The sequence below is a fragment of the Aneurinibacillus soli genome (assembly GCF_002355375.1).
GTDB classification, from domain to species: domain Bacteria; phylum Bacillota; class Bacilli; order Aneurinibacillales; family Aneurinibacillaceae; genus Aneurinibacillus; species Aneurinibacillus soli.
This window is the reverse complement of the sequence record NZ_AP017312.1, coordinates 3,687,258-3,705,000: the sequence shown is the minus strand read 5'-3', so window position 1 is coordinate 3,705,000 and position 17,743 is coordinate 3,687,258. Positions and strand designations below refer to the sequence as shown.

The 17,743-nt window shown below is 44.7% G+C and carries 15 protein-coding genes (1 of these 15 running past the window's edge); 9 read left to right on the top strand and 6 right to left on the bottom strand.

The genetic code is table 11. The annotated features are described in order from the left end of the window. On the top strand, nt 1-132 hold the 3' portion of the coding sequence (locus tag CB4_RS18685; RefSeq protein WP_096467244.1) for a hypothetical protein. The gene continues 126 nt to the left of window position 1, outside the view; the window shows 132 of its 258 coding nt (coding positions 127-258); its start codon lies beyond the left edge, outside the window; it ends in the stop codon at nt 130-132. Nucleotides 133-224: 92 nt separating this feature from the next. On the opposite strand, the gene CB4_RS18680 is transcribed toward CB4_RS18685, so the two are convergent. Further along, nucleotides 225-1,766: an FAD-dependent oxidoreductase gene (locus tag CB4_RS18680; protein ID WP_096467243.1), complete on the bottom strand. Its 1,542-nt coding sequence runs from the start codon at nt 1,764-1,766 to the stop codon at nt 225-227. Nucleotides 1,767-1,894: 128 nt separating this feature from the next. Between CB4_RS18680 and CB4_RS18675 the strand changes: the two genes are divergently transcribed. Further along, nucleotides 1,895-2,290, top strand: coding sequence for a (deoxy)nucleoside triphosphate pyrophosphohydrolase (locus CB4_RS18675; protein ID WP_096467242.1), 396 nt, complete (start codon nt 1,895-1,897; stop codon nt 2,288-2,290). 55 nt (nt 2,291-2,345) lie between these two features. On the opposite strand, the gene CB4_RS18670 is transcribed toward CB4_RS18675, so the two are convergent. Further along, complete coding sequence (locus tag CB4_RS18670; protein ID WP_231956280.1) at nt 2,346-2,957, bottom strand: 5'-nucleotidase C-terminal domain-containing protein; 612 nt, start codon at nt 2,955-2,957, stop codon at nt 2,346-2,348. Between the two features lie 10 nt (nt 2,958-2,967). Next, nucleotides 2,968-3,834: a metallophosphoesterase gene (locus tag CB4_RS18665; RefSeq protein WP_096467240.1), complete on the bottom strand. Its 867-nt coding sequence runs from the start codon at nt 3,832-3,834 to the stop codon at nt 2,968-2,970. Nucleotides 3,835-4,172: 338 nt separating this feature from the next. On the opposite strand from CB4_RS18665, the gene CB4_RS18660 reads away from it, so the two are divergent. Further along, nucleotides 4,173-5,408 (top strand): aminopeptidase, encoded by a 1,236-nt coding sequence (locus tag CB4_RS18660; protein WP_096467239.1) that lies wholly within the window; start codon nt 4,173-4,175, stop codon nt 5,406-5,408. Between the two features lie 44 nt (nt 5,409-5,452). Here CB4_RS18660 and ppnP read toward each other — a convergent pair whose 3' ends face one another. Next, nucleotides 5,453-5,767, bottom strand: coding sequence for a pyrimidine/purine nucleoside phosphorylase (ppnP, locus tag CB4_RS18655; protein WP_096467238.1), 315 nt, complete (start codon nt 5,765-5,767; stop codon nt 5,453-5,455). Nucleotides 5,768-5,909: 142 nt separating this feature from the next. Here ppnP and CB4_RS18650 point away from each other — a divergent pair, with 142 nt between their 5' ends. Then, a complete protein-coding gene (locus CB4_RS18650) occupies nt 5,910-7,187 on the top strand; it encodes an ATP-binding protein (protein WP_096467237.1) in 1,278 nt (425 codons plus the stop codon). A gap of 46 nt (nt 7,188-7,233) precedes the next feature. Here CB4_RS18650 and CB4_RS18645 read toward each other — a convergent pair whose 3' ends face one another. Next, nucleotides 7,234-7,719 carry a hypothetical protein gene (locus CB4_RS18645; protein WP_096467236.1) on the bottom strand — a complete coding sequence of 162 codons (486 nt, stop codon included), beginning with the start codon at nt 7,717-7,719 and terminating at the stop codon, nt 7,234-7,236. Between the two features lie 114 nt (nt 7,720-7,833). On the opposite strand from CB4_RS18645, the gene CB4_RS18640 reads away from it, so the two are divergent. Beyond that, nucleotides 7,834-10,485: an SLC13 family permease gene (locus CB4_RS18640; RefSeq protein WP_096467235.1), complete on the top strand. Its 2,652-nt coding sequence runs from the start codon at nt 7,834-7,836 to the stop codon at nt 10,483-10,485. Nucleotides 10,486-10,537: 52 nt separating this feature from the next. On the opposite strand, the gene CB4_RS18635 is transcribed toward CB4_RS18640, so the two are convergent. Continuing rightward, nucleotides 10,538-12,097 (bottom strand): SwmB domain-containing protein, encoded by a 1,560-nt coding sequence (locus tag CB4_RS18635; protein ID WP_096467234.1) that lies wholly within the window; start codon nt 12,095-12,097, stop codon nt 10,538-10,540. A 509-nt stretch (nt 12,098-12,606) separates the two neighbouring features. Between CB4_RS18635 and CB4_RS18630 the strand changes: the two genes are divergently transcribed. The 4 genes from CB4_RS18630 (at nt 12,607) to CB4_RS18615 (ending at nt 17,723) form a co-directional block, all read left to right on the top strand. Then, nucleotides 12,607-13,645 (top strand): IS630 family transposase gene (locus CB4_RS18630; RefSeq protein WP_269459511.1). Its coding sequence is split into 2 segments (ribosomal slippage): nt 12,607-13,104 and nt 13,106-13,645, totalling 1,038 coding nucleotides; the frame shifts between segments, so codons are not numbered across the junction. Between the two features lie 256 nt (nt 13,646-13,901). After that, nucleotides 13,902-14,600, top strand: coding sequence for a Crp/Fnr family transcriptional regulator (locus tag CB4_RS18625; protein ID WP_096467233.1), 699 nt, complete (start codon nt 13,902-13,904; stop codon nt 14,598-14,600). Nucleotides 14,601-14,616: 16 nt separating this feature from the next. Then, nucleotides 14,617-16,464: a CHASE2 domain-containing protein gene (locus CB4_RS18620; protein ID WP_096467232.1), complete on the top strand. Its 1,848-nt coding sequence runs from the start codon at nt 14,617-14,619 to the stop codon at nt 16,462-16,464. 2 nt (nt 16,465-16,466) lie between these two features. Continuing rightward, nucleotides 16,467-17,723 carry a FecR family protein gene (locus CB4_RS18615; RefSeq protein ID WP_096467231.1) on the top strand — a complete coding sequence of 419 codons (1,257 nt, stop codon included), beginning with the start codon at nt 16,467-16,469 and terminating at the stop codon, nt 17,721-17,723. Nucleotides 17,724-17,743 lie beyond the last annotated feature (20 nt).

The following is a 17,743-nucleotide window of genomic DNA, read 5'->3' as shown; positions in this document are numbered from 1 at the left end:
GCTCATCATGCGATTCAACAAGTACGTGGCAGTACGGATGAAAAAGCTGTGAGTGAAATGGAGCAACAATTGGAGCAGCTACAGGCTCGATTTGAGTTGGCGCAGGATGGAAGCAGCAAGCATGTAAATTAGCCACATAGCAAAAAGTAAGCAGAAAAAGGCTGGACAGGCTACGGGTTTGTCCAGCCTTTTTTGTTCTATAAACAAATAACCGTACAGTCAACTTATTCTTCTTCTACCTTTTTCAAAGGTTGCTCAGCCGGTCCTTCGATTACATCACCATCGACAGAAAATCGTGAACCATGGCAGGGGCAGTCCCAAGTTCGTTCTCCATCGTTCCATTCGACTTCACATCCCATATGCGTACAGGTCGTATCAACAAGGTGCAGTGTTCCATTCCGGTCCTTATACGCCCCTGCTCGTTTGCCATTCACCGTAACGACGGCTCCTTCATCGTTAGACAAGTCCTCCGCTTTTGTAAAGACTACTTCCAATTTTCCTATGATTAAATGTTTGGCAACATCAGCATTTTGGACGATAAAGTTTTTTACGCTTGGATCAGCATTAAATCTGGATGGGGAATAAAGTTCGGCATAAGGATTGTCTCGTTGCGCGATTAAATCTTTGAGAAGTAGTGCAGCAGTAGTTCCGTTCGTCATCCCCCATTTTCTGTATCCTGTTGCGACAAAAATATTCGGACTGTTAGAAGTAAGCCGCCCGATATAAGGGATTTTATCGAGGGTGATCAAGTCTTGAGTTGACCATCGATAGGGAATTTCTTTTATGTCGAAGGTTTCCGCACCAAAAGCTTGGAGTGCTTCATAATGTTTGAACGTGCAGATTCCTTGCCCGGCTTTATGACTTTCTCCACCTAGTAATACAAGTTTTTCTCCATTCATCATTGTGTAGCGCAGGGAACGTTTCGGATTTTCTGCGCTTAGATACATACCGCCAGGATAGTCTTGTTTTATTTTGATTCCGAGTACGTACGATCTTTCGGCATACATCCGGGAGAAGTAAAAACCACTTCCATCATAGAAAGGGAAGTGTGAACATATGATTGCGTTATCACAAGTAATTGTATGTCCTTCTCTTGTGATGATTTTGGGCTGAGATCCTTCTTCAATATCTACAGCTGTCGTGTTTTCATATATGGCACCGCCTGCTTCCGTAATAAAGCGGACCAGACTAAATAAGTAAGCAACGGGATGAAACTGAGCTTGTTTTTTCATCACGATAGCGGCTTTTGTTTGCAGCGGGAGAGGAATTGATTCTACGTATTCACTGTCGATCCCTATTTCCTGATACGATGTAAATTCGTCGTGTAATTTGCTTACATATTCCTCGGAGTTTGTGTAGATGTATGCATCTTCTTCTGTCAGATCACACTCGATTTTGTGCTCCGCAACGGTATTTTTTATGAAGTGAAGGGCATTCGTATTTGCTTGATAATAAAGCGCAGCCTGTTCTTTCCCGATAGTCTGCATAAGTTCGTGATAAATAAGATCATGCTGCGCCGTTATTTTTGCGGTAGTATGACCCGTTGTTCCATTTAAGAGTGTACCAGCGTCGATGAGTGCGACTTTTACTCCTTCTTTTGCCAGCAAGTAGGCGGTTGTAATTCCGGAGATTCCTCCTCCGATGATTGCGGTTTCTACTTTTATATCGTAGTTGAGTTTTGGAAAGGAAGGGAGACCCTTTGCATCCCTCCAGTACGGTTCTGGAAACTGTGGCAGCTTAGCTTTTGCTGAATGGTTTTCGGCCATAATGTCCTCCTGAGATGTAAATGTATTGCACATAAGATACCCAAAAAATAGAAAATTATGTGTAAGTATTATAGAGGGATATAGTAAAATGTAATGAATAGAATGATGTACATCTTTTGGAGGACCATATGAAAAAAGTAGACGTAGTCGGAGCTGTGCTTGTTAACGAAAACGATGAAATTTTGTGTGCGCTTCGTTCGCAAGCAATGTCATTGCCTGGAATGTGGGAGTTTCCTGGTGGAAAGATTGAAGCGGGAGAAAGTCCGCAAGATGCGCTAAGACGAGAAATCAAGGAAGAGCTTGGGATCGAGATTACAGTAGGGGAGCTTATTGCTGATGTGACACATGAATATCCGGCTGTTATTGTACGGCTATTAACGTATTATGCGAGAATGATCAATAGCGAAGTGGTGCCGATTGCTGCGGAACATGAAAAACTGGAGTGGCTCGGACGGGATGAGCTTGCGAAGCTGGAGTGGGCACCAGCAGATATTCCAACGGTGGAGAGAATCTATCGTGTATAAGATACAAAAACACCTGATGCTCGTATGAGATGTACGAACATCAGGTGTTTTCACGTTATTTTGCGGACTGCTCTAGGATACGTCCTTCTACTTTAGGTATCACAGTGCCACCATGTGCTTTTACATAGTCCACGAAAGCATCGTAGTCCGCAATATAAAGATCTTCTTTATTCTTTGCTTCGGTAAACATTGTATATCCGTCTCCACCATCAGACAGGAACTTAACCGTTGCCATTCGATATGTTTTCGCTGGGTCAAGCACTGTATAGCTACCATCCTGATTTTTCGTTTCTACTCGAACGATTCGATTGCCTGGTTTGGCCGCTTTATTCCACACAAAACGCATGCCAGCGATTTGTGGAAATGCTCCTTCCTGAGCTTCTGCCTTGCTTATGCCATTTTCAAGCGCCTGAATAATTTGCTCGCCTGTCACATCAAGAATCGTCAGGCTGTTATCAAATGGCAGAACCGTTTTGATCTGACCGAGTGTAATCGGCCCCTCTTCGATGGAAGCGCGGATGCCACCGCCATTCATAATGGCCAGCGTAGCTCCTTTAAGTTCGGCAGCTTTGGCGAGCATCGTATCGGCAATGAGATTTCCAAGATTCGTCTCCTGCGTCCGGACATGGGTACGGTCGCCATCAAGTGCGACGGTTGTTTTTCCGATTACTTGCTGTTTAATCTGAGCTTAACTGTGCCTTGTATGTATCAAGTAGTGGCTTCACTTTGGGATGTTCCGGTGTGGTTTTTTCAACCGGATAAAGCTTTACCTGCACGTTGTTTGTCTGAATTACTCCGTTCTCGTCGAATGTAAGATCTGCCCGACCGATATACTTGCCATATTCATTCGCCTGCACAACAAGCGTCGGTGTAGCGTCATCCGCTACGATTTCCGGCTTGTCGATCTTCGTATGGGTATGTCCGCCAACAATCACATCGATGCCCTCTACTTGCCGTGCCATTTCCTTATCGCGCGGGTAGCCAAGATGGCTTATGACAATGATTTTATTAATGCCTTGCTTGTTAATGTCAGCGATTGTTTTTTCGACTGCCGGGAAGGCGTCATGTATCACAATGTCTTTGCCCGGACTTGATGATTTAGCTGTATCCTCTGTTGTGACACCGATGATGGCTACGAGCTGGCCATCTATTTGCTTACTAACATATGGATAAATACCGGGCTTTGTTTTGTGGGTTGTGTCTGGGATTGTAATCGGCTGCTGTACCCATCCTTTTAAGGATGCATCTTTGGTGAAATCATAGTTGGCATTTACGACAGGGAATTGCGCATTTTGGATGAAGGCAGCAAGTGTGGCAGGGCCTTTGTCAAATTCGTGGTTACCGAGCGCCATTGCGTCATAGCCGACAAAATTCATCAACTGCACATCCGCTTGCCCTTTCCACTCGGTAAAGTACAAGTCCCCCGAAAATACGTCCCCAGCATCCAGCAATAAGGTGTTCTTCGCTTCACTTCGAATTTGCTTGATGAGCGAAGCACGCTGTGCCGCATTGTCAAGATGAGCATGTGTATCATTTGTATGCATGATGGTAAGATTCCAGGTTGAGTGAGACGCTATAGAAGGAGTAGCAGGTGCAGCCGAAGCAGCTAGCGGAGTAGAGAGGAGAGTAAGCGATAGAGCGGGTGCGACAATACGAGGAAGACGGGTTCGGAAGTAAACAGGCACAGGAATCGTTCCTTTCGTGATTAGAATGATATAGTGCTTTCTTGTATCATGGTTTTATCATATAATTCCAATTGTATTAAGGCGCTTCTGTTCGATAATCAGGAGATGCTGAATTGAATACTTCTAGTATGTGGAGATTATAAAAAGATGATTGCAGTCTGACATAACGACGAAATGATTGCATGGGAGGAAAAAACATGAATGCATTAAAACAAAGCCTGGAAAAATATGCGGCACTCGCTGTTCATACCGGAGTTTCGGTACAAACAGGACAGACGCTCGTCATTAATGCTCCATTATCTGCGGCTGAATTCGTCCGCCAGATTGCGTTAAAAGCATACGAAGCGGGGGCCAAGAATGTTCATGTCGAATGGAATGATGAGAACCTGACCCGCATCAAGTATGAAAAAGCTCCGGACGAAGCTTTTACCGAGTTTCCAATGTGGAAAGCCAAAGGGCTTGAAGAGATGGCCGAAGGTGGTGCAGCGTTTCTCACCATTTATGCCCCGAATCCAGAACTGCTCAAAGGAATTGACCCGGCCCGTATCTCGGCTGCGAATAAAGCGAGTGCGATGGCGCTTGAGAAATACCGGAGCTACCTGATGGCGGATAAGGCTTGCTGGTGCCTGATCTCCATTCCAACAGAAGCATGGGCGACGAAAGTATTCCCGGATGTGGACACGGAACAGGCGATGGCAAAGTTGTGGGATGTGATATTCCAGGTAACGCGCGTGCATACGGACAATCCGATCGAGACGTGGAGTAAGCATAATGCCAGTCTGGAGAAATGGGTCACGTATTTGAACGACAAACGGTATAAGCAGCTGGTCTATGAAGCACCGGGCACGAACCTGACGATTGATCTAGTTGAAAATCATATCTGGGTCGGCGGAGGGGCTGTGAGTCAGGAGGGGGTACGATTTAATCCGAATATGCCGACTGAGGAAGTATTTACGATGCCACATAAAGATGGAGTGAATGGCACCGTCCACAGTACGAAGCCACTGAATTATGCGGGCAATGTCATTGATAACTTCACGCTTACATTCGAAAAAGGAAAGGTAGTCGCGTATACAGCCGAAACAGGGTATGAAACACTGAAGCACCTGCTGGAGACAGATGAAGGGGCCCTTAAGCTCGGGGAAGTCGCGCTTGTACCGCATGACTCGCCGATTTCGAATTCGAATCTGATTTTTTATAACACGCTGTTTGACGAAAATGCGTCTTGCCACCTGGCAATTGGAAGCGCCTATCCAACCAATGTACGGAACGGGGCGAAGCTGTCGGAAGACGAGTTGAAGGAGCTTGGCGCGAACAAAAGTCTTGTGCATGTCGACTTCATGATCGGTTCAGCTGCGCTCAATATTGATGGTGTGACAGCTGATGGGAAGCGAGAAGCGATTTTCCGTAACGGAAACTGGGCGGTCGAATAAAGAGAAAGAGGGAGCCGATGAACATAGGCTTCCTCTTTTTTGACCTACTCTGCTAAATAGGAGCAGCAGTAATCGACAACAGTATGTACTTTCAGTTGAAAACTTTCATTAGCAGGTACATAAAATACGCCGCTTCCGTCAATCGTTTGCCAGTCCTGCCCATTCAGTTTATATTCAAGCTTGCCTGCTGTAATGTCCATTTCTTCTTTGAGTGAAGTAGAGAATTCATACTCTCCCGGCATCATAATGCCCAGCGTTTTTTTTGTGCCGTCTGCAAATAGAACGTTCCGGCTTGTAACTTTCCCATCAAAATAAATGTTTGCTTCTTTTGCTATACGTACATTTTCAAAAGTCGTCATATAAATTCCTCCTTTTCTCTCTTCTATCTTCAGTATCATACCATACATATAGTGAAAAAATGACATGTCCTTGCCATGAAATGATCGTTATAATGGAAAGAAGATTGGCTTTTTGCAAATTTACATAATATGAGGGTTGGGTATGTTAGCTATTGATTCATCTTATATCGAAGCCTGCCGGGAGCGCTGTGTGCGGAAAGGGCTTGATCCGGATATAATACCTGTACCAAATCTGCTTGCGGCTAAAGATCTTGCAGAGCGAAAAGAGTGGTACAATGAAATATTGGAAATGACGAATTTCTTTGCAAATAAACTCCTGTTCTTTGGGAAGCATCCCGTTGTGCTTTGTGTGACAGACTCGCAGTCGGCCATTCTAGACATGTACGGGGATGAAGGAATTCTGCAATCGGTTCAACATATAGGTATAGTGCCAGGAGCTGTATATCGGGAACAGGAGATGGGAATTAATACGGTGTCCCTTGCGCTCGAACATAACAAGCCGATAAAAATTCTTGGAAATGAGCATTATCATACATATCTTGCTGAGTCTGCTTGTTATTCCGTTCCTTTCTGTTATGAGGGAAGAGATGGTCTTACCGGAACACTGTCCATTTTGACAACGCTTGAAAATGCGACGGATATGTATCTTGGGATTTTGCTTGCTGTTGTGGAATCAGTCGGACGTGAATTGCTGCTTCGCAAACAAAATCAGAAGCTGTTCATGCTGAATCAAATTCTTGAGAAGCAAATCATGGCCTCTGAGAAATTTTCAGCGGTTGGAAAGCTGGCAGCCGGGTTCGCACATGAAATTCGCAATCCGCTCACATCGATTTCTGGGTTTATCCAGCTGCTTCAAGAGAAAGAGACAGTTAGTCACAAAGATGTACTTTATTTTGGAATTATTCGCAGCGAGCTTGCACGCATTAATAAGCTCGTTACTGATTTTGTTGGAGTAGCCAAGCCAGAGGCACAAGCGGTGAGTAAGAAAGATGATATCAAAAAAGTGCTCGATGAAATGGTTATTTTCATGCAGAGTCAGGCATTGTTGTGCAATGTGGAGATCGTATATAAGGCTCCGGACATCCCAGTTGTTATGGAATTTAATGAAATGCAGATGAAGCAAGTCGTGATGAATTTGTTGCAAAATGCGATAGAGGCAATGCCGAATGGCGGGCAGATTGTTGTCGTGCTGTCAGAAGAAGCTGGATTTGTATCGATTCGTGTGCAGGACAAAGGGATTGGCATGACAGAAGACGAACAGCAACAGGTGTTACAGCCGTTTTTTACCACAAAAGAAAGTGGACTTGGGCTTGGTCTGTCGATTTGCTGCCGTATCATCGAAAATCATCAGGGACAAATCGAAATCGACTCGCAAAAAGGGGAGGGAACCACGTTTCATATCAAACTCCCGAAACGATAAACACCGCCCGATATAAAGGCGGTGTTTTCGTAGCTTCTTTATTATATTAAGGGATAAATTGTTCCTCGATTTTTGTAATGGTATCTCCTTTTAATGTGAGCCAGTATGGCACGTCTGTAACGATATAGTTCTTAGAGGAAGTAGACAATGCTTTAAAAGAAGCCGGTGTGTATTTCTTATACGTATCAACAGGAGCATCGTACGTAAAATGCAGTTTTTGTACATAAATCGGCACGTTTTTGTTGAGTGGAAATGTGCGTAGTTTTGGATTTACATTGCGAATGTAATAATCATCTGGCGGATAACAGTCTCCATCTTGATCATCACATTCCCCGGCTTCCCGCATTGCGCGTGCAGCTGCTTCTCCACGTAGGAAGTCAACGTAATCGACGGTTATATATGTTTTCCCTTGACTGGTGTACACTTTTTTAATAAAAGCAGCTTGCTTCGTTTCCTTGGCCGGAGCGGCTGATATGGAGCTTGACAACAGTACAAGAAAAAAGATGAGAAATATCCCTATTTTTTTCAGCATTTCGCTTCTCTCCATTCCGTGAAAGTTTATCCTCTCTATCAATATTCTAGTAATCCGATTCATGATATAGTACAGCTATCATAGAAAAAAGTACGAGGTGAGATATAAAGAGCGATGTTACTACAAAATGTAGAGATGTTCGAAGGTCTTTCTACTGTCGAGCAAGCCCGGCTGTTCGGAAGTATGGAGAAAATAACGATAGAACCGGGTACCGTTATTTTCAACACAGGGGATGCCGGAGATGCGATGTATATCATTAATAGCGGAGAAGTAGAGTTGTTCGCCAGTACAGAAGAAGGGGAACGGCATCTGCTTACGATTTTGAAGGAGGGGGAAGTATTTGGCGAAATGTCGCTGTTAACAGGAAACCCCCGTTCCGCATCAGGGATTGCCGCAAGTTCAACGGTCCTCTTCAAGATGGGGACAGACACCTTTCATCAGTTAATGTTGGAAAATAATACGATTTCCACCTACCTCTCCCGGCTCTTATGCCAGCGACTGGCGCAGACGAACAGCAGTCTGCAGCGCTCCAAAGACTCACAGGTGAAACAGGTACTTGAAGCACTTTCTACTTTACCAGAGCTTTTGCAAGATACGGTTCTGACTCTCTCCTTATTGCCAGGGGCTACCCCTTCACTTCTTACCCACTATTTCAAGCATGATTCAGCCATTCAGCAAATTTATGAGTATAAACCTGTCTATCAAGATCTGATTGTCCATGAGTATGAAGCGGGAGTCGAATGGTTTTATGTCGATCCGGCTATCCAGCTGGTTCTTAGGGATATGTACGCTTCACGTTTTGGAAGTAGCCAGAAAGAAGCGGTGTTGGATAAGGCAGTTCACTACTTTCTTGCCCATCAGCAGCTTCCGTATGCGGTGCAGACATACATTCAGAGTACAGAATGGGAGAAGGCGTGCGGTGTTGTTGAGAAACAGCTTGATTGTGATTCGATCAGCCTGGAGGAGAAAGAACAGGTGGGTGTGTTGCTTGTAGCGTGCCCAAAAGACATACTGTTCCGTCATGAAGCGATTCTTTTTTTACTGCTAGAAGCGCAGCTTCATAGAAATCTAGCTGCTGGATTTTCACTCGTAGAAGATGCGCTTTCGAATATCCAACTGTATTTTTCTGATCAACAGGCGGCTCAGCTGTATGAATACGCAGCTGCATTCAGCAAAAAGCTCGGTTATCCGCAAAAAGCATTGGAGTACCTCAATATGGCATACAGTCTTGCTTCCGAATTGACCGAGTCTTCTTCGCGTCGACAGAAGGCAGATCAAGGGGAAGGGCAAGATCGGGAGTATGCATTATCTAAGCTTAATTTTGAGAATATGTGGCGTCTTGCACGAGCGGAGAAAGCAGGCCAGCTGTTTAATAAAAGTGGTCTCAGCATTCTTTTTACCATCTTGTTCAGCTGTTTATGTCTCGGGTATTTCAGTCAGGCAGAGCCGTTTTCGGGGTTGTCACATAAAGGCATGCTGTTCGTTGGCCTGTCTCTGACCGCGATGGCGTTCTGGATTGTAGATGTGATTCCAGACTATATTGTGGCGCTTCTGCTAGCCATGTCATGGTCGCTTACCGGGCTGGTAAAGATGGATACCGTATTATCAGGTTTTAGTAACCCTGTTTGGCTGTATATGATGGGCATTCTAGCGCTTGGCGCTGCGATCTCTCACTCAGGTCTCCTGTACCGATTATCTCTGCATATGCTGAAGCTGTTTCCGAAAAGCTATCGGGGCCAGATGATGGGTCTGATGATAAGTGGGATTGTATTTAATCCACTTCTTCCGTCTTCTTCTGCGAAAGTTGTGCTCGCAAGTCCGATTGCCTTAAGTATTAGTGAGGCGATGGGCTTTGCCAATCGTTCGAGGGGGTCGGCTGGGCTCGGATTGACAGCTATGGTGTCGTATGGGTATTTATCGCCCTTTTTCCTGACGGCATCAAGCTTGAATGTACTGGCGATGGGGCTAATTCCAAATCTTTCGGTATCGTGGGGGCAATGGTTCTGGTATGCGCTTCCGGCGTTTCTCGTGTTTACGGTCGGGATGTTTGTGGCGAATCTTTTTTTATTCCGACCAGGATCAGAAGGGAAAGCGATGTCGGCAGCGATGCTAGATGAGCAGCTCACCATTCTTGGCAGTCTGACGAAGGAAGAGAAAATTACACTTTGGACGATGACGGGGACGATTGGGATGCTGATGCTGGAATCGTGGCATCACATCGAAAGTGTCTGGATCATGCTAACTGGTTTTTCTGTTCTTGTGATAACAGGGGTGCTGGACAGCCGTACGTTGAAAAGCGGGATTGACTGGCCGTTCATGCTGTTTAATGGGGTAGCCCTTGCGTTTGCGACCGTGGCTTCTGAGCTTGGAGTGGTGAAGTGGTTAACCAGCTTGTTTGCACATTTCCTGGAACCATTTACAGGTTCGCCATATTTGTTTATTCCAGCGGTTGCGGTGACGGTGTTTCTTGTGACGTTTATTGTTCGGGATGATCCGGCGGTTATTCTGCTTGTGATCTCGCTTGCTCCGTTGTGTGAGCAAGTAGGAATTCATCCGTGGCTGCTTTTGTTTGTCATTCTATTGACGTCTGATCCTTTCTTTTTTACATATCAGTCGCCTTCTTATCTGCTTGCGTATTATAGTACGGAGGAGCGGGCGTTTAGTCATAGGCAGGGGCAAAAGGTGGCGATATGTTATGCTTTGTTCGCGGTGCTAGCGGTGGTCGTGTCGATCCCGTTCTGGCAGTGGATTGGGTTGATTCGATAGAGATAGAAAAAGGAAGCTGGTATAGGTCAGCTTCCTTTTTTGTATTGTACGATTAGGTCGTTTTCTTCGGGGAGACTAATTGCATGAGATACGTAACGTCGTCATTATTGATTGCACCATCCATGTTGAAGTCTTCTAAGGGATTTGCTCGCAGGAATTTGATGATAGTACCGAGCGTAATCCCGGTATGAGTAGGATCCAGTCGGTCTCGGAGGCCCTTTTTATAGTCGGCTTCGGATATGACTGTAACAGGAATCGATGCTGTTTTCCCCTGGTAAGATGCCGTAATGGTGGTCGTGCCTTCTGCAGTAGCTGTAACCCAGCCTGTATCTGCGGTGGCGCAATTCGGGTTATCCCATGTATAAGAGGCAAGTGATGCAATTTTGTCTCGCGGATCTCCTTTACTATAGAACGCCTGTACGGTTAAAAGATATTTCCCGCCAACTGGAAGAATTAAAGGAGAAGAATCCTTTATTGCAATGGATAAGAGTGAGCGGGCGGAAGATTGATTGGTTACACGAAGATTTGAAAATGGAGCTAAAGGATTTCTGGCCAGGTCTTCAATTCTGTTTCCACCAATATAATTCAGGTAAATACCAGACTCTCCATATTCTACAGAATCATCTAACACCAGGGTAAGCAGCCTATTTGACGCTGAGATGCTGCAGCCTGTAACGTTAATAGTTCGTGAACCTACACGAAGAGTAAAGGCATCGGCAAGGGTATCTCCAGGGGAGTGAAGTCGAATCGGTTCTGTTAATCCGAACCTTAATTCATTTTTCCACACGAAGATGCCCTCTCGATCTAATTCAGGGGGGGTCAAATCAGTAGCCTGTGCAGAAATTCCAATATTCTCCGCCTTATTGCCGCTTTTATCCTGCAAAGGACTAGTCGTCTTTGCTGCTTCGTACGTCAAATCTACCTTGTCTCCAAACGCTATAGCTCCTCTATTTGGTATCAATCTAACCATGCCGCCACGAATCTCAGCGTAACCTACGGCTTGTGGTTCTCCGTTTACTGTTATTTTGTAATCAGCTGGATCAATTTCATCAGGATTCAAAGGTTCGTTATAGAACAGTTTAATATCGTCTGTGCTTATAATGGAGCGAACAAGTTGTGGAGGCGTTGTATCGTGAGAATTATCGATTATTTCTTTTGGTGTATCCAAAGAAGTATCAAGATTACCAGCGAGATCGCTTACACGTATATAACCACTATATTGAATAGTAGCTGGATTGTTGATGGGAGGATCAGGCGTAAGAGTGATTGTATTTCCTTCAGGCGGCCTGCTGGTGTCTATCGTAGTATCCCCACTAGAGGTATGTACCGTATAAGTTGGTAGAAGCGGGAGGGGAAAGCCTGGGTGTGGGCCCGGAGGTGAGTCAGGGTTTGGTTCCGGGTTTGATTCCGGGTCATCAGGGAGCGTTAATTCTTCATCATACGTTAATGTGATCGTATCACCGCTTGATAGAATGCTTTCGAGATGGGGAGGAGTGGTATCCGTAGCGGCCTGTACCTGGTGCGTTCCTATAGGTGTAACGGTGAAGAGTGAAGTCAGCAGAGCTACAGCCGCCATTGCTCGGGCAGTCGCCTTCTTTTTTTGATTTTTCATTCTTACTAGTCCTTTCTATAATAGAGTACGAATCAGAAAAAGGCTGATGCAAATGTATCTTCTTTTTCTGTATCCGTATAGTGCTATAATTGTTTTAATATTATAATTAATCGGTAGTACATACTTGTTTTTTAGGGAGAGAAAGTAAAAGGCAGGGTGATCTCCTACGGATAGTAGATTATGTGATTCAGACTGGATGGTACAAAGAGGCGGAAGATGTCTTATTGATGCGCAAATCTGGATACTTTTTGATGGAACTTTTTATGTAGCAGGAGCAGGGACGGATGGGCTAGGAGCGTGTTTCAACGTGCAAGATTACTTTCTCTACGAGCCACCGAGATTCCTGCTGCCATTCAAAAATTAGGTGATAGCAGAGGGAGGAGAAGAAAGAGCGGAAACAGACTATTTTTATGATATGTCAATATATATAAGTTGAATTAAAGGTTTTTTATGTTTTGTGTGGAAATAAACCTCTATCAAGATTTTCACGATGGAGAGGCGAAAAAAAGATGAATGAGAAGCAGATTGACATACAAGAAGCAAGGAAAGCGATGAACACCACGAAGGATAAGCGGATGTTCGAACGCTATCAAACCGTGTATCTTCATCTTTGTGGAAAGAAAAATAAAGATATTGCACAGCTTCTTGGGCGTACACCTCAAACCATCTGCACGTATTTGAAACTGTATCGAAAAAACGGGCTGGTTGGTCTGGAACTCAGACATTCTCCTGGCGCACCGAAACGTTTAACGGAAGAACAAGAACAACAGGTGGCTGAGGTAGTCGCAACGAAACGTCCGATTGATGTTGATGTCCCTGTCGAGTATAACTGGACCGCAGGTCTAATTGGGAAATGGATCGAACGAGAGTATGGAGTTTCTTACACACTAAAAGGAGTAACCATACTTTTGAAACGTCTCGGTTTTAGCTATACAAAAGCTTCTTATACCCTTGCCAAAGCCGATCCTGAAAAACAGGAAGCTTTTCGTGAAACCTTTACGGGGATAAAAAAAACTTCTGAATGGAGAAATTGACCACGTTCTTTTCCAAGATGAAGCGATGATCCGGGATTATCAGGCTGTTAGTTCTACCTGGTTTCTTCGGGGGAAGCAACGCCTTATTCCAACGTATGGAAAGCATCAGGGTGTAAAGCTAATTGGAGCCTTGAACTATGAAACAGGAAACGTATTCTGTATCGAACGTGAACAGTACGACGCCCAAACATTTCTTTCCTTTTTAGAACTTGTACTTGAACAGTATCCCACAGGGAAAATTGTCATGGTTCTGGATAATGCACGTATTCATCATGCAAAATTGATTCAGCCCTTTTTACAAGAACAGGCGGAGCGTCTCTCCCTTGTCTTTTTGCCTCCGTATAGTCCAAACCTTAACCTTATCGAAGGCTTGTGGAAATGGCTGAAAAAATCAATCATCGAAAATGTGTTTTATGAATCTGTAAAAGAGATTCGTACCAATGTACAGGCATTTATTCAGCACATAAATCAAGATTTATGTCGGATTGTGAATCGCTTGTGCACAAAAATGTAAATTATTTAATTCAACTTATATAGAAGAAAAATTACGCCGTAATCAACGGCTTCTAGCCTTCATAGTACAGGAGAAGCTAGATCATGTAAACGAAGAACACGATTCCAGATAAAAATAAACGATGTAGTAGGAAGATAGTACTGATTTATGTCAGGTAGGCATCACATACTGGCTTTTATTTCTTGTAAAACGTTTTGTCTCTTGATAGAATTTCTTTAGTTTGAAGGAATCATAATTGTAGTAAAGGGGGTAAGATATGGATAAAAAAACTGATATACTTGGAATATTCAAAGTAAAAGATAAACTACGATCAGTTCCACTATTCGAACATCTGACAGATGAGCAGTTACAAGAACTAGAAAAAATAGTCTTCTCTCAAAAATTCCAGCCAGGATTTATCTTGTTTCGTGAAGGTGATAACGGCAAGACATTCTACATTATCGCATCAGGTTCAGCTAAGATCTATACTGAAAAAGACGGGCAGGAAAAGATCATTACGATTTTCAGAGCAGGCGATAGCTTCGGTGAGCTGGCCTTGCTTGATGGGGAGAACCGCTCCGCTTCGGTACAAATTCTCGAACCCTCTGTACTGCTCTCCATCTCTCACAACGATTTCTTCCGCTTCCTCGAAGGCAACTTTTCATTTACCCGACAAATCCTTAAACAGCTTTCCTCACGAATCCGCAAAGCAAACAAAGAAATTACAGATATGGTATTCCTTGATGTAGAAACACGTGTACTTAAAGTATTGGCTGATCTCGCCATGAAACATGGAATCCGCGAGAATAATATGATCAGAATTGACATAAAAATCGGACTTCATGAAATTGGAAAATTGGTCGGTATCTCGCAACAGGTAGTAAACGGTGTGCTTACATACTTGCATCGCAATGAAATCATTACATTTGAAAATCATTATATCTATATGGATGCATCCAAGCTTGTAAAAAAATAAGGAAAAAGGAGGAGCTATGGAATCAGTTAAGCGCTTATTCTCATATTTCTGGGTGAAATTGCTTCTCGTAGGTAGCGTTATCACTCTTCTGGCGGGCTATGCGTATCAGCTCTCGACCTTCTATGTTGTGGAGAATAATCTGACAGACCGGGTTGTACAAAGTGAGCGTGAGGTTGACAATCGAATTATTATGATCGGAATCGATGAGAAAAGTTTGACTGCACTCGGAAAATGGCCATGGCCGCGTGCGTATCATGCCGAGATTATGCGTAAGGTAGCGGAAGGTGGAGCGAAGGCGGTCTGGCTGGATGCCATTCTATCAGAGCCGAGCCATGATCAAGATGATAATGCGGCAATTGCTGAAGTGGCAGCCAAGTATCCGAATGTGGTGTTCTCAACGAATTATGAGTTTCCACGTGTACAGTCCGGGAAGGGAAAACTAGAGTATGATCGGGTAAACATGCCATTTTTTCCAGTGCGACCGGAACAGCTCGCCCATGTTAATGTGCTTCCTGACCGGGACAATAAGATACGGACCGGAATCCTTAGTTTGCCTCATAAAGAACTGGGCATGATTCCGTCTGTCGGAGTTCGTCTGGCCAATTATCTTCTCCCAGAAAAAGAGAAAATCAGGCAGGAGAAAGACGGGACCTGGTATCGAGGAAGTGAGAAGATTCCGGTGAATGATCGCCAGGAAGTGTATTTTTCGTTTGCACAGCGACCAGGTTCAGAAACTGGTTTTGATGTGCTCTCATATGAAGACGTGATAAGTGGAACCGTGCCACCTGAAACCTTTAAGAATGCAGTTGTATTAATCGGTCCGTATGCGACTGGCATGCAGGATCAATATTTCACGCCAATGAGTAAGAGTCTATCGATGTATGGGGTCGAGATTCATGCGAACTTCATCCAAAGCTTGCTGGATAACAAGTTATATAGCCCGTTGTCCAAAACAGTCGGGTGGATATTGATCGCTTGTATGGCGTTTGGTACGTATGCGCTGACCAATCGTTTCAAGGGAATACGCGGTCTGTTTGTGTTCATTGGTCTGTTCGTATTGTATACGCTCGCGCTTATTATAACTTTTAGCTATGGAATTTTGCTTCCATATGTATACGTCCTGCTTGCGATTATTGCGGCTTATGTATATTCCGTAGTCGATCAGTATTTGACGGAGCGTCAGCAGCGCAACCGTGTGACATCGTTATTCGTCCGCTACGTATCCAAGTCGATTGTCGACGATATTCTCAGCAAGAAGGAAGAAGTACAGCTCGGCGGTGTGCGCCGTGATGTCACGCTTATTTTTGTCGACATTCGTGGATTTACGCCACTGTCGGAGAAGCTTGAGCCGGAGCAGGTCGTTGAGGTGCTCAATGAATACCTGGATTTGTGTACACGGGCGATTTTCAAATTTAATGGCACACTTGATAAATTCATCGGGGATGGCGTGATGGGAATCTTCGGGGCACCGATTCAGACGGACAATCACGCAGAGCTTGCGATACGGGCCGCTCTTGAAATGCGTAAAGGGTCAGCCGAGCTGACTGAGCGATTGCGCCAGCAGATCGGACATACGGTACAGTTCGGGATTGGGATTAACTCTGGAGATGCAGTTATCGGCAACATCGGCTCCAAAAGCCGACTTGACTATACAGCGATTGGCGACACCGTTAACCTGGCTGCACGCCTTGAATCGAACGCTAAGCCGGGTAAGATTCTGATTAGTGAAAATACAAAAGCGCGTGTAGAGTCGTATTTTATCATTGAAGAGATGGGTGAAATGAAAGTAAAAGGTAAAGAGCATTCGGTTATGGTGTATGAAGTAATCGGGGAGAAGCTGGAAGATAAGCAAAAGGAGGCATAGTTATGTCCACACTACGAAAAATCGGTACGCTGCTTATACTGGCTCTATTTGTAGTAAGCAGTATCGGCATAGCAGATACAACAGTCATGGCAGCGGCACGTACCGCAAAGCTTGCATCGGTTAAAGGCGATGTAAAGGTGCAAAAAAGCGGCAGTAAAAAAGTCGTAAAAGCATTTAACAGCATGGCCCTTTCACAGGGAGATACCATTATTACCGGCAAGAACTCGTCTGCCAAAGTGGTATACAGCCAAGGAACACAATCGACACTTGGGAGCGGCACACGCTTGATGATCGCCCAGATGGCAGGAGGAAAAACAAAGGGGAAGGTCTGGTCTGGGCAAGTATGGAATAAGGTGGAGAGCTTAGCGAATGCGAATGATCGATTTGATATTGAAACCCCAACAGCCATAATGGGGGTGCGCGGAACGTTGTTTCTTGTTACAGTTGATTCTTGCACAGGTGAGACATATATGACGGTTGAGGACGGGGTCGTAGCGGTGACTACTCGTTCTACACAGCAGACGGGTCAGCAAACAGGACAGCAAACGATCCTTGTTCGGTCAGGGCAGCAAACAACGATTACCTCCCAGCAGCAGAATCCGGCAGATAACCAGCGTCCCATTGATCCGGGAAGCATCATTTCGAAAGCTTCGCCTGAAATCATTGATCAGATGGTGCAGGATATGGGCGAGCGGAAGTCCAAATTAACTACTGAAATGCAGCAAATGGCTGATACTTTGAAAAAAGGACTCCCTTCAACTGGAAATACGGGTAGTTCAGGTGGTAGCTCGGGCGGTTCAGGTGGCGGCAACCAGCCTTCTGTGACTCCAATTGTCAAAGTACGAGTCGTACCTGCTACAGCACCAACTAATACAGCCAAAATCATTCTTGATGGAGTGAATATGGCAAATGTCGCGGGAATTGAGTTGCACGCCCTATACGCGCCAGGTGACGTGTCGAATACGCCAATTGGTACGCCAGGAACGTGGAAAGGAATGTCTTCTCCATTGCAAAACCAACAATCTTATCCGGTTGCTGGTGGAAAAAACGAGTTTATATTTGTGCAGCTTCTTCCAGGTACAGATACTGCTCAAATAAACGAAACCCAGACTTTGGCAGAAATATCATTCCCGATTAAGAGCCCGATTAAGAGCCCGATAAATGTGGAGCTTCTGGCTCTTGCATTGTATGACAGCAACGGAAACGTAATTCCAGTACAACTCCCGGCACAAACTATTGTAACGTTGTCGGTGCAGTAAGAAAGGAGGAGAGCGACAGT

Coding starts and splice junctions, on each gene's coding strand:
- CB4_RS18640 (WP_096467235.1), top strand. CDS start 7,834: ATGTTACTACAAAATGTAGAGATGTTCGAAGGTCTTTCTACTGTCGAG.
- CB4_RS18615 (WP_096467231.1), top strand. CDS start 16,467: ATGTCCACACTACGAAAAATCGGTACGCTGCTTATACTGGCTCTATTT.
- CB4_RS18620 (WP_096467232.1), top strand. CDS start 14,617: ATGGAATCAGTTAAGCGCTTATTCTCATATTTCTGGGTGAAATTGCTT.
- CB4_RS18645 (WP_096467236.1), bottom strand. CDS start 7,719: ATGCTGAAAAAAATAGGGATATTTCTCATCTTTTTTCTTGTACTGTTG.
- CB4_RS18675 (WP_096467242.1), top strand. CDS start 1,895: ATGAAAAAAGTAGACGTAGTCGGAGCTGTGCTTGTTAACGAAAACGAT.
- CB4_RS18635 (WP_096467234.1), bottom strand. CDS start 12,097: ATGAAAAATCAAAAAAAGAAGGCGACTGCCCGAGCAATGGCGGCTGTA.
- CB4_RS18665 (WP_096467240.1), bottom strand. CDS start 3,834: ATGCATACAAATGATACACATGCTCATCTTGACAATGCGGCACAGCGT.
- CB4_RS18660 (WP_096467239.1), top strand. CDS start 4,173: ATGAATGCATTAAAACAAAGCCTGGAAAAATATGCGGCACTCGCTGTT.
- CB4_RS18650 (WP_096467237.1), top strand. CDS start 5,910: ATGTTAGCTATTGATTCATCTTATATCGAAGCCTGCCGGGAGCGCTGT.
- CB4_RS18625 (WP_096467233.1), top strand. CDS start 13,902: ATGGATAAAAAAACTGATATACTTGGAATATTCAAAGTAAAAGATAAA.
- CB4_RS18680 (WP_096467243.1), bottom strand. CDS start 1,766: ATGGCCGAAAACCATTCAGCAAAAGCTAAGCTGCCACAGTTTCCAGAA.
- ppnP (WP_096467238.1), bottom strand. CDS start 5,767: ATGACGACTTTTGAAAATGTACGTATAGCAAAAGAAGCAAACATTTAT.